General features: G+C 69.9%; 11 protein-coding genes. 3 read left to right on the forward strand and 8 right to left on the reverse strand.

Annotation, left to right across the window (positions count from 1 at the left end; genetic code table 11):
* Window positions 1-61: 61 nt before the first annotated feature.
* Together GC146_RS13745 and GC146_RS13750 are read right to left on the reverse strand one after the other, a co-directional pair.
* Window positions 62-1,234 (reverse strand): RsmB/NOP family class I SAM-dependent RNA methyltransferase, encoded by a 1,173-nt coding sequence (locus tag GC146_RS13745; RefSeq protein WP_291839738.1) that lies wholly within the window; start codon window positions 1,232-1,234, stop codon window positions 62-64.
* A 42-nt stretch (window positions 1,235-1,276) separates the two neighbouring features.
* Window positions 1,277-2,191, reverse strand: coding sequence for a LysR family transcriptional regulator (locus tag GC146_RS13750; protein ID WP_291839741.1), 915 nt, complete (start codon window positions 2,189-2,191; stop codon window positions 1,277-1,279).
* A gap of 103 nt (window positions 2,192-2,294) precedes the next feature.
* Here GC146_RS13750 and GC146_RS13755 point away from each other — a divergent pair, with 103 nt between their 5' ends.
* Both GC146_RS13755 and GC146_RS13760 read left to right on the forward strand, forming a co-directional pair.
* Window positions 2,295-3,845, forward strand: a complete 1,551-nt coding sequence (locus GC146_RS13755; RefSeq protein ID WP_291839743.1) for a proton-conducting transporter membrane subunit — start codon at window positions 2,295-2,297, stop codon at window positions 3,843-3,845.
* 68 nt (window positions 3,846-3,913) lie between these two features.
* On the forward strand, window positions 3,914-6,322 hold the full coding sequence (locus tag GC146_RS13760; RefSeq protein WP_291839746.1) for a DUF2309 domain-containing protein: 2,409 nt from the start codon (window positions 3,914-3,916) through the stop codon (window positions 6,320-6,322).
* Here GC146_RS13760 and hypE read toward each other — a convergent pair.
* The 6 genes from hypE to GC146_RS13790 form a co-directional block, all read right to left on the reverse strand.
* Complete coding sequence (gene hypE / locus GC146_RS13765; protein WP_291839749.1) at window positions 6,319-7,338, reverse strand: hydrogenase expression/formation protein HypE; 1,020 nt, start codon at window positions 7,336-7,338, stop codon at window positions 6,319-6,321. The genes GC146_RS13760 and hypE overlap by 4 nt on opposite strands.
* Window positions 7,339-7,410: 72 nt before the next feature.
* The gene (gene hypD, locus GC146_RS13770) at window positions 7,411-8,547 is read right to left on the reverse strand and encodes a hydrogenase formation protein HypD (protein WP_291839754.1); all 1,137 of its coding nucleotides are present in this window, start codon (window positions 8,545-8,547) and stop codon (window positions 7,411-7,413) included.
* Entirely contained in the window at window positions 8,544-8,837 is a 294-nt protein-coding gene (gene hypC / locus GC146_RS13775; protein ID WP_291839757.1) for a HypC/HybG/HupF family hydrogenase formation chaperone, read from the reverse strand. The genes hypD and hypC overlap by 4 nt, the downstream gene beginning before the upstream one ends.
* 14 nt (window positions 8,838-8,851) lie before the next feature.
* Entirely contained in the window at window positions 8,852-9,667 is an 816-nt protein-coding gene (gene hypB, locus GC146_RS13780; protein WP_291839759.1) for a hydrogenase nickel incorporation protein HypB, read from the reverse strand.
* Window positions 9,667-10,008 carry a hydrogenase maturation nickel metallochaperone HypA gene (gene hypA, locus GC146_RS13785; protein WP_291840739.1) on the reverse strand — a complete coding sequence of 114 codons (342 nt, stop codon included), beginning with the start codon at window positions 10,006-10,008 and terminating at the stop codon, window positions 9,667-9,669. Before hypA ends, hypB begins: the two co-directional genes overlap by 1 nt.
* On the reverse strand, window positions 10,001-10,906 hold the full coding sequence (locus tag GC146_RS13790) for a hypothetical protein (protein WP_291839762.1): 906 nt from the start codon (window positions 10,904-10,906) through the stop codon (window positions 10,001-10,003). The genes hypA and GC146_RS13790 overlap by 8 nt, the downstream gene beginning before the upstream one ends.
* Window positions 10,907-11,003: 97 nt before the next feature.
* On the opposite strand from GC146_RS13790, the gene hypF reads away from it, so the two are divergent.
* Window positions 11,004-13,271 carry a carbamoyltransferase HypF gene (gene hypF, locus GC146_RS13795; RefSeq protein WP_291839765.1) on the forward strand — a complete coding sequence of 756 codons (2,268 nt, stop codon included), beginning with the start codon at window positions 11,004-11,006 and terminating at the stop codon, window positions 13,269-13,271.
* Window position 13,272 lies beyond the last annotated feature (1 nt).

Genomic DNA, 13,272 nt, shown 5'->3' on the forward strand with positions numbered 1-13,272 from the left:
AATCCTGCGAGGTGGCATCGAGGAATGCAATCTATAGTTGCACTGTCATGAATCCTGCCCGTCAGGGGTGATCAGGGTGCAACAGGAGGGCAAGGTAAAATCCGTCTCCGAACGGACCGACAGGCCAACGCCGCGTCTCGGCGCAGGTCCAGCCGGGATGGCGGGCGAGGAAGGCGGCAACCTGCATTTCGTCCTCTTCGGCCAAAACCGAGCAGGTGACATACGCAAGCGAACCTGCCGGAGCCACCAGCGGCGCGGCGGCATCCAGCACTTCGGCCTGGGTCCGCACAAGCTCTGCAAGCGCGTCTGGGGTCAGGCGCCATTTCGCCTCGGGGTCACGCCGCCAGGTGCCGCTGCCGGAACAGGGCGCATCGCAGAAGACAAGGTCAAAACTCTGACCCCTTAACGCGGCCGTCGTGCTGAGGGGGATGTGCACGCCTGCGCGGGTCGCGCGTTTGGGCAGATCGGCCATACGGGCCGGGGCCACGTCATGCGCGGTCACTTTCGCGCCGCGCGCGGCCAACGCCAGCGCCTTGCCGCCCGCGCCGGCGCAGTAATCCAACACCCGCGCGCCAAGCGGCAACGGCAGCGCCGCGACGACGGCCTGCGAGGCGGCGTCCTGCACCTCGATCTCACCGGCCTCCAGCAGGGCGGAGCGGGCGATGCGCCGGGGGTTGTCGGTGACTTCAAGCGCCGTTTCGACCTCGGGATGCGGCCGCGCGCCGATCTCCTCGGCGGCCAGCCGGGCGATGACATCGGTGCGGCTGGCGCGGGCAGTGTTGACGCGCAGGAAGATGGGGGCACGGGCCTGCCCCTCGCGCAACATCTGCGCGCGTCCGGCCTCGCCCAGACTTTCGCCCAGCCGCGGCCACAGCCAGTCGGGGCAGTCCAGGCGCACCGGATCGGGCAGATCTGCGGGCGGGTCGGAGGCCTCGGCCTCGGTCAGCGGCGGGGGGGCGTGCCCTTCGCCCGTGAACCACTGTTCGGGCGATATGCCTGCGGCCCGCGCCGCCCCGATCATCAGGCCGCGCCCGGTCTCGGCCCCGCCCAGCGCGGCAAGGCTGCGACGGCAGCGCAGCGCATCATAGACCAGATCGCGCAGCGCGGCGCGGTCCTTGGCCCCGGCATAGCGCGACCGGCGGCCCCAGTTGGACAGTGCGCGCTCAGCGGGCATGCCGCCCAGCCATTCGTCCAGCACCTCGATCGCGGCGGCGACGCGGGCGGCGGGGGTCATCGGGAACCGAGGGGCTGGGACGTGGCGGGCATGACGTTGTCCCTAGCCGCCGCGCCCTGCCCCCGCAAGGCTTCGCGCCCGGCGCTCGGCAGTGCGGGCGTTTTCCAGAAGGTCGCGCAGCAACGGGTTGGGAAAACGGCGCGCGATGGTGACGGCATAGAAGCTTTCCGAGATGTCGAGCGGGAACGGCGCCTCGGCCAGAAGGCCCGCCGCCAGTTCGTCGCGCAGCACGACGGCGGGCACAAGGGCCAGCCCGGCCGCCTCTCGCGCCAGAAGGCGCACCATCGCCATGTCGTCGACCTCGGCGGCGATGCGGGGCGAAAGGCCAAGGCGCGCAACAAGGCTGTCAAACCCCGCGCGGATGGTGCTTTCGGTGGGCAGGATCACCGGCTCGCGCGCCAGCAGCGTGGCAAGGTCGGGCGCGGCCAGCCGGTCAGGCGTGCCGAACAGCCCCACCGTCTGCGCGCCCAGCGGATGCACGACGAAGGGCGACATGCGGTCCTGCGCCGGGGCGACGTTGGTCAGCACCACGTCCAGTGCCAGCGTTTCCAGCCCGTCCAGCAATTCGCGCGTGCTGCCCGCGCGCAGCACAACGCCGGTATCGTCGCGCCCCAGAAGCGGCCGCAGAAAGCCCAGCTGGAAGTTGCGCGAGAGCGTCGATTGTGCCCCCACGCGCACCGTCTGCCGCGCGGCCCCGACGCCGCTGAGCGCGCTCAGCAAATCGTCGCCCGCCGCAAAGATCGTATCGGCATGGTCGAGCGCGATGCGCCCCGCCTCGGTCAGGTGCAACTGCCGCCCGCGCCGGTCGAACAAGGGCTGGCCCAGCCGGTCCTCCAGCGCGCGAATCTGCACCGAAAGCGCGGATTGCGACAGGTTCAGCTTGGCCGCGGCGCGCGTCAGGTTGCCGTCATGGGCGACGGCGCGAAAGTAGCGCAGGTGATGATAGTTCAGCTCCATATCGTTTCATTTATTGGAACGTTAACGCACAAACAATATATTTTTCTCCCCCCCGTCGCTGTCCTACCTGATGCCGCACGCCCGCTGCGAAAGGATATGCGCGATGACCCTGCTTCCCCTCCTCGGCCCTGCCCTGCTGATCCTCACCGGCCTTGCGCTGATAGGGCGCCCGGTACCGCGGGCCAGCCGTTGGCTGCGCCTGCCGGAATGGGTCTCGCTGGCGAGCCTTGTCGGCTTTGCCGTGACGACGGTCGGCCTCGTGCTGAACGGTCCGGCTACGTCGGCCCTCATCGGCGGGAGTGGCGTGGGACTGTCGGTTCGAGTTGATCCGGTGAGCATGGTGATGGGCCTGTTGGTCAGCTTCATGGGCTGGGCCGTCACGCGCTTCGCCGCCACCTATACCGATGGCGAGACGGGGCAGAGCGCCTTCATGGGCAGGCTTTGCCTTGCGCTGGCCGCGGTGCTGGCGCTGGTCAGTGCGGGCAATCTGGTGCAACTGGTCATCGCCTGGGTGGCAATCGGTGCCGTGGTCAACCGGCTGCTGCTGTTCTACCCCGACCGGCCCGCAGCCCGGCGCGCGGCGCGCAAGAAATCGCTGACCGGGCTGGCCTCATCGGCGGCGGTGCTGGTCGCGGCAGCCTGCCTTGCCGCGGCCTACCGCACCACCGACATCGCAACCATCCTGTCGGCAAGCCACGCCGCGCAACCCGTCGCGGTCTTCGTCGCAGCAGCCTTGCTGGCCCTCGGTGCCGCGCTGAAATCGGCGCTGGCCCCCAGCCACGGCTGGCTGACCGAGGTGATGGAGGCGCCCACCCCGGTGTCGGCGCTGTTGCACGCAGGCATCGTGAACGCGGGCGGCTTCCTTCTGATCCGCTTTGCCGACGTTCTGCTGACCTCGCCCGGCGCGATGGCCGCGCTGGTGATCCTCGGCGGCTTCAGCGCGGCACTGGGCGGCGCGGTGATGCTGACGCAACCGGCGGTCAAGACAGCGCTGGCCTGGTCGACGCTGGCGCAGATGGGCTTCATGGTGATGCAGTGCGGCCTCGGCCTTTTCAGCATGGCGCTGCTGCACATCGTGGCGCATTCCTTCTACAAGGCGCATGCCTTCCTTGGCGCGGGCGGCGCAGTCGAGGCAGCGGTGGCCAACCGGCGGCCCGGCCCGGTTGCGGTGCCCGGAATGGCCGATATCGGCCGCAGCCTCGCCCTGTCGCTGGCGCTCTTCGCGGTGGCAGGCAGCCTGGTGGGCATCTGGCACGAAGCGCCGCAAGCGCTGGCGCTGGGGCTGATCGTGGTGATGGGGCTGGCCTACCTCGTGGCGCAAGGATTGGCCGGGGCCGCGCCGCGCGGCCTGACCCTGCGGCTGATGCCGATGGCGGCCGGCGCGGCGCTGTCTTACGTGCTGGCGCAGGCCGCGATGGCCGCGATCACACACGGCACCTTGCCGATGCCGCCCGCGCCCGGCCCGCTGGAATGGCTGCTGCTGGGGCTGGCGCTGGGAAGCTTCGCGCTGATCGCGCTGGCGCAGCTGACCTTCCCGCTCTGGGCCGGACACCCGGCCGTGGCGGGGCTGCGGGTGCACCTGATGAATGGCCTCTACCTCAACGCGGTGTTCGACCGCTGGACCGGCGGCTGGGAGCGAAAGGGCCGGGCCTGACGGCCCCCCGCCAGCCCGGCCCTGCCCCCACCTGCAGTCCCTGATCCCGTTTCCCGAAAGGCACAATCATGATGATGACCCCCGCCATCGCGCCCGCCCAGACGCTGGCCTTCGCCGCCGCCGCCGAGGCTGCCGCACGGGCAATCCCGCCGGCCTTCCCGCTTGACGCCGCCGTCGCGGTCAACCCTTTCCTCGGCCAGTCCGATCTGCCGCTCCCCCATGCCGCGGCCCTTCTGGCGCGCACTACTGGCGCCCGGCTGACACTGCCGCGGGACCAGATGATGGCCCGCGCCGCGGCGGGCGAGATCACGCGGGCAGATCTGACCTCCGCCCTAGATTCCTTGCGCGCCAATCCCGACCTTGCCGCGCTGCTGCCCACCGATGCCGCGCAGGCCTGGCACATCCTGCAGACCGCGCCGGCCCCTGCCGCGCCGAGGCCGCTGGCCACGCTGGCCGACCTCGCCGCCGAAATTACCGGCACCGACTGGCCTGGCCTTGTCGCCGAACGGATCGGGCACTGGGCCGCGGGGCATTTCGATCAGGGTCAGGCGCTTTGGCCCGCGCCGCCGCTGGGCGCCTGGGCCAGCTGGCGCAGCCATGCCCAGCACGACCTGACGCCCGAGATCGCCGGCCTGAAGGGCTTTGCCGCCCATGTCGCGGGTCAGCCGGTCACGGCGCGCGAAGCGCTGAGCGGGGCCAGCCATGCGCTTGGCCTCGACCCGGCCAGCGCGCAATCGGTCTATCACCGGCTGCTGGCGGACATGGGCGGCTGGGCGCAGCTGGCGCGCGGACTTGGCTGGCCGGCCGAACGGGCCGGCGAAAGCGACAGCGGCACCACCGACCTGCTGACGATCCGGCTGGTCTGGGAAAGCGCGCTTTTGGCCCATTTGCGCGAACGGATCGCCCCCGCCTGGGCCGACCTGCGCGCCGCCCATGCCGCGCCACCGCTGCCCGATGCCGACCTCGCCCTCGACCTTGCGCTGCACGAGGCCGCCAACCGCGCCGCCGAGCGGCGGCTGGCCGAGCGGCTTTCTATTGAAACGGCTGCTCCGGCGGCAGCCACGGCCAAAGCACCTCAGGTGCAGGCGGTCTTTTGTATCGACGTCCGGTCAGAGCCGTTCCGGCGCGCCTTGGAGGGGGCCGATCCCGGCATCGCCACCTTCGGTTTCGCGGGTTTCTTCGGCCTGCCGCTGTCGCACAAGGCGCTGGCCTCGGACCTGACGGAGGCGCGCGCGCCGGTGCTGCTGGAGCCTGCCCTGCACAGCCACGCGGGCGAGACCGCGACGCAGGACGGCGCGCTACGGCTTGACCGGCGCGCCAGCCGGGCCTGGGGCCGGTTCCGCATCGCGGCCGTGTCGTCCTTCGCCTTCGTCGAATCCGCCGGGCTGCTCTACGCCGCCAAGCTGATCCGCGACAGCCTCGGCCGCGGGCATGACCGGACGGCCAGCCCCGCCGCGCCGCGCCTCGACCTGCCGCTGTCCGAGAAAGTGGCGATGGCCAAGGGCGCGCTGGTGGGCATGGGCCTGGCCGGGCGGCTGGCGCCGCTGGTGGTCTTTGTCGGCCACGGCTCGCACGTGGTTAACGCGCCGCAGGCCAGCCTGATGCAATGCGGCGCCTGTGGCGGCCATGCGGGCGATGTCAACGCGGCGCTGCTTGCCGGGCTGCTGAACGAGGCCGAGGTGCGCAAAGGGCTTGCCGCCGAGGGCGTCGAGATCCCGCAAGGCACACATTTCATCGGCGCCCTTCATGACACCGTCAGCGACGAGGTGCGGCTGATCGCGCCCGATGCCGCGCCCGACGGCACCGCCGTGGCCCGGCTGAAAAAGGCGCTCGCGGCGGCAACGGCGGTGACGCGGACCGAGCGCGCGCTGCGCCTGCCGCAGACTGCCGCTGCCACCCCGGCGGACCGGCGCGGCCAGGACTGGGCGCAGCTTCGGCCGGAATGGGCGTTGGCCGGTTGCAACGCCTTCATCGCCGCGCCACGCGAGATGACAAGGGGGCGCAGCCTGGGCGGACAGGCCTTCCTGCACAGCTACGATTGGCGGGCCGACCCGGAGTGGAAGGTCCTGACCACGATCCTGACCGCCCCCGTCGTGGTAGCCAGCTGGATCGCGTTGCAATACCACGGCGCCACGACCGCGCCCGCGCTGTTCGGAGCGGGCAACAAGCTGATCCACAATGTCACCGGCGGGATCGGCGTGGTCGAGGGCAATGGCGGCACCCTGCGCGCGGGCCCTGCCTGGCAATCGGTGCATGACGGTGCAAAGGCGATGCATGACCCGCTGCGCCTGACCGTGGCCGTCGCCGCCCCGCCCGAGGCAATCGGGCAGGTGCTCGACGCTGCGCCGCAAGTGCGGGCGCTCTTCGACAATGGCTGGCTGGCGCTCTTCGCGCTCGATGATACCGGGCGCATGGCATGGCGCTACTCTGCCGGCGGCTGGCAGGAGACAGCAGAGACGGGCCGTGTCGCGGCCTAGCAGATGCGCGGCAACTGTTCGCCCACCAACATGTCGACGATGCGCGCACCTCCAAAGGGTGTGCGCATCCTGACCTGCCCTTGCGGTCCGGCGACAACCCGGCCAATGACCGCGGCCCCTTGCCCTTCGGGACGGGCGCGCATCGCGGCCAATGCGGCGGGTGCCTCGGCCTCGGGCACCGCAAGAACCAGCGTGCCCTCGTTGGCAAGGTAAAGCGGGTCAAGGCCGAGGATCTCGCAAATCCCCCGAACCGCGTCACGCAGCGGCAGCGCCTCTTCCTCGATCTCGATGCCACAATCCGCCGCCCCCGCCCATTCGTTCAGGACCGCGGCCAGTCCGCCCCGCGTGGCATCGCGCGCGGCTTTGGCACCGGGTGCGGCGGCCAGAACGTCGGCCATCAGATGGCCCAGCCCGGCGCAGTCGCTTTGCAGATCGGCCTCCAGCGCCAGATCGCCCCGCGCGGCAAGAATCGTCGCGCCATGATCGCCCAGCCAGTGACTGACAAGGATCACGTCGCCCGGCCGCAATCGTGTCGCGCCAAGCTCTCGGCCCGGTGCAATCACGCCCACGCCCGAGGTCGCGATGAAAAGGCCATCTGCCGCACCCCGTCCCACCACCTTGGTATCGCCCGTGACGATCCGCACGCCGGCCGCCGCCGCCTCCCGCGCCATGCTGGCCACGATGCGGTGCAACAGCGCCACCTCGCAGCCCTCCTCGATGATGAAGGCCGCCGACAGCCAAAGCGGCCGCGCGCCGCCCACCGCAAGGTCATTGACGGTGCCGCAGACAGCCAGCGTGCCGATATCGCCACCGGGAAATTCCAGCGGCGTCACCACGAAGGCGTCGGTGGTGAAGGCCAGCCGCGCGCCCGGCTCCTGCAGCGCGGCCTCCATCAGCCGGGCCTGATCTTCCATGCCCGGCGGGGTGAAGACGTCAGTGAACACCTCCTCGATCAGGTCCCGCATCGCGGTGCCGCCGCCGCCATGGGCCAGCGTCACATGGGTGTCGCGCAACATGCCTCTGCCTCTTCTTCTGGCCTGAAATACTCCGGGGGGTGAGCCCGCAAGGGCGAGGGGGGCAGCGCCCCCCTACTCCGCCGCCGCGCGCGCGCCACCATATTGCCAATAGGCCGCGCAGGCCCCTTCGGACGAGACCATCAGCGCCCCAAGCGGCATCTCCGGCGTGCAGCCCTTGCCGAATTGCGGACAGGCGGTGGGCTTGATCCGTCCCGTCATCACCGCGCCACAGGCACAGCCCTCTGGCTCGGGATGCACCCGCGGGCCCGCCGCATAACCGATGCCGAACTTCTCTTCCGCGTCGAAGGCGCGATAGCGGTCCCGAATGCGCAGCCCGCTCGCGTCGATCTCGCCCAGGCCCCGCCACTCGAAGCTCGGGCGTTTTTCATAGACATCGGCGATCGCGGCGAGGCTGACCTTGTTGCCATGCTCGGGCACCACGCGGGCATACTGGTTTTCCACCTCCGCCCGCCCTTCGGCGATCTGGCGCAGCACCATCAGCACCGATTGCAGCAGGTCGGTCGGTTCGAACCCCGCCACGACGATCGGCTTGTGGTAATCGCGCGCGATGAAATCATACGGATGAATGCCGATCACCATGCTGACATGGCCCGGCCCGATGAACCCGTCCAGCCGCATATGCGGATCATCCAGCAGCGCCTTGATCGGCTCCGGCACGGTGATGTGGTTGCAGAACACGCTGAAATTGCGAACCCCCTCGCGCGCGGCCTGCTGGATCGACAGCGCGGTCGAGGGTGTCGTCGTTTCGAAGCCGAGGCCGAAGAACACCACCTCGCGGTCGGGGTTGCGGCGCGCCAGCTCCAGCGCGTCCAGCGGCGAATAGACCATGCGGATATCGGCCCCGCTCGCCTTGGCCTGCATCAAGGATTTCACATGCCCCGGCACCCGCATCGCGTCGCCGAAGGTGGTGAAGATCACGTCCGGCCTTTCGGCGATCTGCACCGCCTCGTCCACCCGCGCCATCGGCAGCACGCAGACCGGGCAGCCGGGGCCGTGGATGAACTCCACGCCCTCGTGGATCAGCTTGTCGAGGCCGTAGCGAAAGATCGAATGCGTGTGCCCGCCGCAGATCTCCATGATCGCAACGGGCCTGGCCCTGGTCGCGCCAAGGCCGTCGGCCACGCGCGCGATCTCGGCCAGAAGGGCGCGGGCGGCCTTGGGGTCGCGGAATTCGCTGGCATATTTCATCGCCCCGCCTCCAGTGCGCGCTGGCCCGCCGCCATCGCCTCGACCGCCTCCTGCGCCTCGCCCAGTTCGCGCAGGGCGTCGAGCGTGCGCGCCGCCTCGTCGGCATCAATCACCGCCATGGCAAAGCCCACGTGGATCAGCACCCATTGTCCCACCAGCGCCTCCAGCGGCCCGTCGTCGGCCACGCAGGCAAGGTTGACCTCGCGCCGCACGCCCGAGACCTCGGCCAGCGCCATCTGGCGGCCGGCATCGGTGATGGCGGTGATCCGCCCCGGTATGCCCAGACACATGCGCCCGCCCTCCCCTAGACCCTGGCCTTGCCCGCGAGGCCCGCGCGCAACCAGTCGACCCAGGCCTCCATCCCCTCGCCCGTGCGGGCCGACAGGCGGATGATCTCGATCACCGGGTTGATCCGGCGCAGGTTCGCCTCGTAGGCGTCCAGATCGGCGTCGCAATGGGGCGCAAGATCGACCTTGTTAAGGATCGCGAGCTTTGCCGCGGTGAACATGTCGGGGTATTTCAATGGCTTGTCCTCGCCCTCGGTCACGCTGAGGATCGCCACCTTGGCATCCTCGCCCAGGTCGAAGGCGGCGGGACAAACCAGGTTGCCCACGTTTTCGATGAAGAGAAGCGAGGCCGGTTTCAGCGCAAGCTCGTCCATCGCGTGGCCCACCATGTGGGCATCGAGGTGACAGCCCTTGCCGGTGTTGATCTGGATCGCCCGCGCGCCGGTCGCGCGGATGCGGTCGGCATCGTTGCTGGTCTGCTGGTCGCCCTCGACCACCGCAAGGGGCATGTCCCCCAGCGCCGCGATCGTCTTGCACAGCAGCGTCGTCTTGCCCGATCCCGGCGACGAGACAAGGTTGACCGCGAAGGCCCCCAGCGCAGTCAGCACCCGCCGGTTCGACGCGGCAAAGCCGTCGTTCTTGGCAAGGATCGAGGTTTCGACCTCGACCAGCCGCGCCTGGGTCATCCCCGGCACGCTGACGCCGGCGGGGCCGTGGCCGTGATGGTGGTGATCGTGATCGTGGTGATGATCGTGAGGGTGATCGTGGGAATGGCCGTGTTCCTGCGCGCCCTCGATCACCGCCCCCTCGTTACATCCGCAAACCGTGCACATCACTCTACCTCCAGGTTCCTGATCCGCATCTCGTCACCGCCCCGCGGCAAAATCTGCCCGCTGCCGCATAAGGGGCACGGGTCCAGCCGGTCGTCGATTTCCACCATCTCGCCGCAGCCCAGGCAGGCCGCGCGGCCGGGCAGGTCGATCATCTCCAGTCGCGCGCCCTCGGCCGGCCCGCCCTGCATCGCCACGTCAAAACAGAAGACCAACGCCGACTTTTCGACCCCGGCGAAGCGGCCGATTTCCATCCGCACGACCTTCACCCGGCTGAAATGCTGCGCGCGGGCCTGATCGTCGACGATGCCGCGGATGCTTTGCGCAAGGGCCATTTCATGCATCATGCATCCCCTTCAGGTCCAGTTCAATGCAGGGGTCGAGGATGTCGACAAGCAGGGGCGCAAGTGCGGCCCGCACCGGCGAGAGCGAGGCAATGCTTTGCTCCAGCACCCCGCCGGGGGCCAGAAGATGGTCGGTCGGCGTGCGGCGCTCGAAGCCCGAGACATGGTCACGCACCACCCGCCCCCGCACCGCATAAAGACCGCGCGCGGCTGGCACGATGGCCCAGCCGTCGGCGCGCAGGACCGGCGCCGGCAGATCGCCCCGCGCGGCCGCGACAAGGTCCACGACCCGGCCAAGCGCGCGCCAGAGCGGCCCCTTGCCCCGTGTCTCCGCGACATGGGCCATCAGCGGGTGCCCGGCATGGCGCGCGGCCAGCGAGTTATCACAGGGCCGCAGCACAGGCGCGGTCTCGGCCGTCACGGCGGGCAGGTCGGCCACCGCCTCGAAGGGGGCGAAGGCCGCGTCGATGGCGGCAAGGACTGCGGCGGTCCCCTGCCCGCCGCGGAGCCAGCCTGCAAACTCTGACGGCGGTGGCAGGCCCGGGGCGCCGATGACCTCCTCGATCGTATCGGGCGCACCAGTCTGCCAGCCATGAGGCAAACGGCCGGGCGGCAGCCCCAGCCTGTCGGGCCATGTCAGACAAAGCCGGGTCAGGTGTTCGCGCAGCGTCTCGGCCAGCAAGGTATCAACAGGCGGCGTCGGCAGGCCCAGCGCCATGCGCACGCCCAGCGCCTGCGCCGCGCTGCAGACCGCGAAGATACGCGGCAACAATTCGGCCACCTCTTCCGCCGGGCGGTTGCGCACCAGCTGGGCCAGCGCGAGTTCCCGCCCCGGAACGATCCGGGCCACCAGGCCCAGCGGCCCTTCCTCCAGCACGACGGTCGCATCTTCGATCATTCGCGCCCCTTTCCACCGGTCCAGCCTTTCAGCCGGGCCTGCGCGCGGCCTTGATCTGCGTCAAGACAGGCCGCCCGACCGCGGTTAACCTGCGGCCATGGGCAGTCGAGCGCACAGTTATCGGGAAGGCAAGGCAATCCGTGTGCGCGGGCAGGTGCAGGGTGTGGGGTTTCGCCCCTTCGTGTGGCAACTGGCGCGCCGGATGGGGCTGGCGGGCGACGTGCTCAATGATGCTGCCGGCGTGCTGATCCGCGTTGCTGGGCCGGATCATGCCACATTCGTCGCAGCCCTGCGCGACAACGCGCCGCCACTGGCACGCATCGATGCGATCGAGGTCAGGGACCACCTGTTCACCCTGCCGCCCAAGGACTTCGTGATTGCGCCCAGCGGCGGTGGCGTCGCAGCCACGCGGGTGACGCCCGATGCCGCAACCTGCCCTGCCTGTCTGGCCGAGATCGCCGACCCGGCCGCGCGGCGCTTTGGATATGCCTTCACCAATTGCACCCATTGCGGGCCGCGCTTCTCGATCCTTGCCGCGCTGCCCTATGACCGCGCCAATACCAGCATGGCTGGCTTTGCCATGTGCCCCGATTGCGGTGCCGAATATGCCGATCCGGCCGATCGCCGCTTTCACGCCCAGCCCATCGCCTGCCCGGCCTGCGGGCCCCGCGCATGGTTGGAGGTCGACGGGCGAGAGGTGCCGGGTGATGCCGTCACCCTTGCCGCCATGCGGTTGCGGGCGGGGCAGATCGTGGCCGTCAAGGGTTTGGGCGGCTTTCACCTGGCCTGCGACGCGACGAATGCCGATGCCATCGCCACCTTGCGCGCCCGCAAGCACCGCCCGACAAAGCCATTTGCCTTGATGGGCAGCCTCGACATGATCGCAGCGCACGCGAACCTGTCGGTGGACGAAACGGCAGTGCTAACCGATTCAGCCGCGCCGATCCTGCTGTTGCAGGGCAAGGGCACCTTGCCTGACGGGCTGGCACCCGGTCTCGACACGCTGGGATGGATGCTGCCATCGACGCCGTTGCACCATCTGCTGGTTGCCGCGGCCGGGCATCCTTTGGTGATGACCTCGGGCAACGTGTCAGGCGCGCCGATGGTCACCGACAATGACGAGGCACGGTTGCAGTTGACCGGCATTGCGGACGCTTTGCTGCTGCATGACCGTGACATCCTGCGGCGGCTGGATGATGGCGTCGAACGGTTGGGGCCCGCCGGACCCATGGTGTTGCGGCGCGCCCGTGGGCGTTGCCCGGCGACGTTGCCATTGCCCGAGGGGTTTGCCGACGCGCCGCAGGTGATGGCCCTTGGCGGGCAGATGAAGGGGGCCTTGTGCTTTCTCAAGGACGGGCAAGCTCTGCTGGGCCATCACCTTGGCGATCTTGACGAAGCCGAAAGCTGGGCCGCCTTTCTGCAGGCCGAAGCCGACTATCGGGCGTTGCTGGAAACGGCACCGTCGATCGTGGCCTGCGACCTGCACCCCGATTTCGCCACGACGCGCCACGCGCAGGCCGGGACGCTGCCCGTGGTGCACGTGCAGCACCACCACGCGCATCTGGCGGCCTGCCTGGCCGACAACCTGTGGGCGCGCGACGGCGGGCCGGTCGCGGGCATAATTCTGGACGGGTTGGGACTGGGCGAGGACGGCACGATCTGGGGCGGAGAGGTGCTGCTGGGCAGTTATGCCGGTGTCATCCGCACGGCACACCTTGCGCCCGCGCCGCTGCCCGGAGGTGCTGCGGCACAACGCGAACCGTGGCGCAACCTGCTAGTCCGGCTGGATGCCGCGGGGCTTGCCGGGTTGGCCGATGCGCTTTTGCCCGACGTGCCGCGCGGCTTGATCCGGCAGGCCGTGGCGGCCGGGATCAACGCGCCGCTCTCATCTTCGGCCGGCCGGCTCTTCGACGCGGTGGCAGCGGCACTCGGTCTGGTTACCGGCGCGCAAGGCTACGAGGGCGAGGCGGCAATGCGGCTGGAGGCGCTGGCACGCGCGGCCGACAATCCCGCCCCACCCTATCCAATGACCGAAACCGACGGCGTGATAGACCCGGCGCCGCTATTTGTCGCGATGGCGGCCGATCTTGACGCTGGCATTGACCCCGCCATGATCGCGGCGCGGTTTCACGCCGGGCTGGCGCGGGCCTTTTGCGGCGTCGCGCGCGAGCTGGTGCAGCGTGGACAGGCTGTCGCAGTGGCGCTGTCGGGTGGCTGCTTTCAGAATACGGTGCTGTTACGGGCCTGCCTTGACGAACTGGCGGGCGTGTCGGTGCTGACCCACCGCACCGCGCCCGCCGGTGATGGCGGGCTGGCGCTGGGCCAGGCGATGGTTGCCGCGGCGCAGGCGCTGGAGGGCCAGTAAC

Origin of the sequence: Limimaricola sp. (genome assembly GCF_016125575.1) — a bacterium.
GTDB lineage: Bacteria > Pseudomonadota > Alphaproteobacteria > Rhodobacterales > Rhodobacteraceae > WGLM01.

What these genes read in the sequence shown, in the direction of transcription:
- hypE (WP_291839749.1), bottom strand. Translation starts at nt 7,338, where the DNA reads ATGTTGCGCGACACCCATGTGACGCTGGCCCATGGCGGCGGCGGCACC.
- GC146_RS13760 (WP_291839746.1), top strand. Translation starts at nt 3,914, where the DNA reads ATGATGATGACCCCCGCCATCGCGCCCGCCCAGACGCTGGCCTTCGCC.
- GC146_RS13755 (WP_291839743.1), top strand. Translation starts at nt 2,295, where the DNA reads ATGACCCTGCTTCCCCTCCTCGGCCCTGCCCTGCTGATCCTCACCGGC.
- hypD (WP_291839754.1), bottom strand. Translation starts at nt 8,547, where the DNA reads ATGAAATATGCCAGCGAATTCCGCGACCCCAAGGCCGCCCGCGCCCTT.
- hypC (WP_291839757.1), bottom strand. Translation starts at nt 8,837, where the DNA reads ATGTGTCTGGGCATACCGGGGCGGATCACCGCCATCACCGATGCCGGC.
- GC146_RS13745 (WP_291839738.1), bottom strand. Translation starts at nt 1,234, where the DNA reads ATGACCCCCGCCGCCCGCGTCGCCGCCGCGATCGAGGTGCTGGACGAA.
- hypB (WP_291839759.1), bottom strand. Translation starts at nt 9,667, where the DNA reads ATGTGCACGGTTTGCGGATGTAACGAGGGGGCGGTGATCGAGGGCGCG.
- GC146_RS13790 (WP_291839762.1), bottom strand. Translation starts at nt 10,906, where the DNA reads ATGATCGAAGATGCGACCGTCGTGCTGGAGGAAGGGCCGCTGGGCCTG.
- hypF (WP_291839765.1), top strand. Translation starts at nt 11,004, where the DNA reads ATGGGCAGTCGAGCGCACAGTTATCGGGAAGGCAAGGCAATCCGTGTG.
- GC146_RS13750 (WP_291839741.1), bottom strand. Translation starts at nt 2,191, where the DNA reads ATGGAGCTGAACTATCATCACCTGCGCTACTTTCGCGCCGTCGCCCAT.
- hypA (WP_291840739.1), bottom strand. Translation starts at nt 10,008, where the DNA reads ATGCATGAAATGGCCCTTGCGCAAAGCATCCGCGGCATCGTCGACGAT.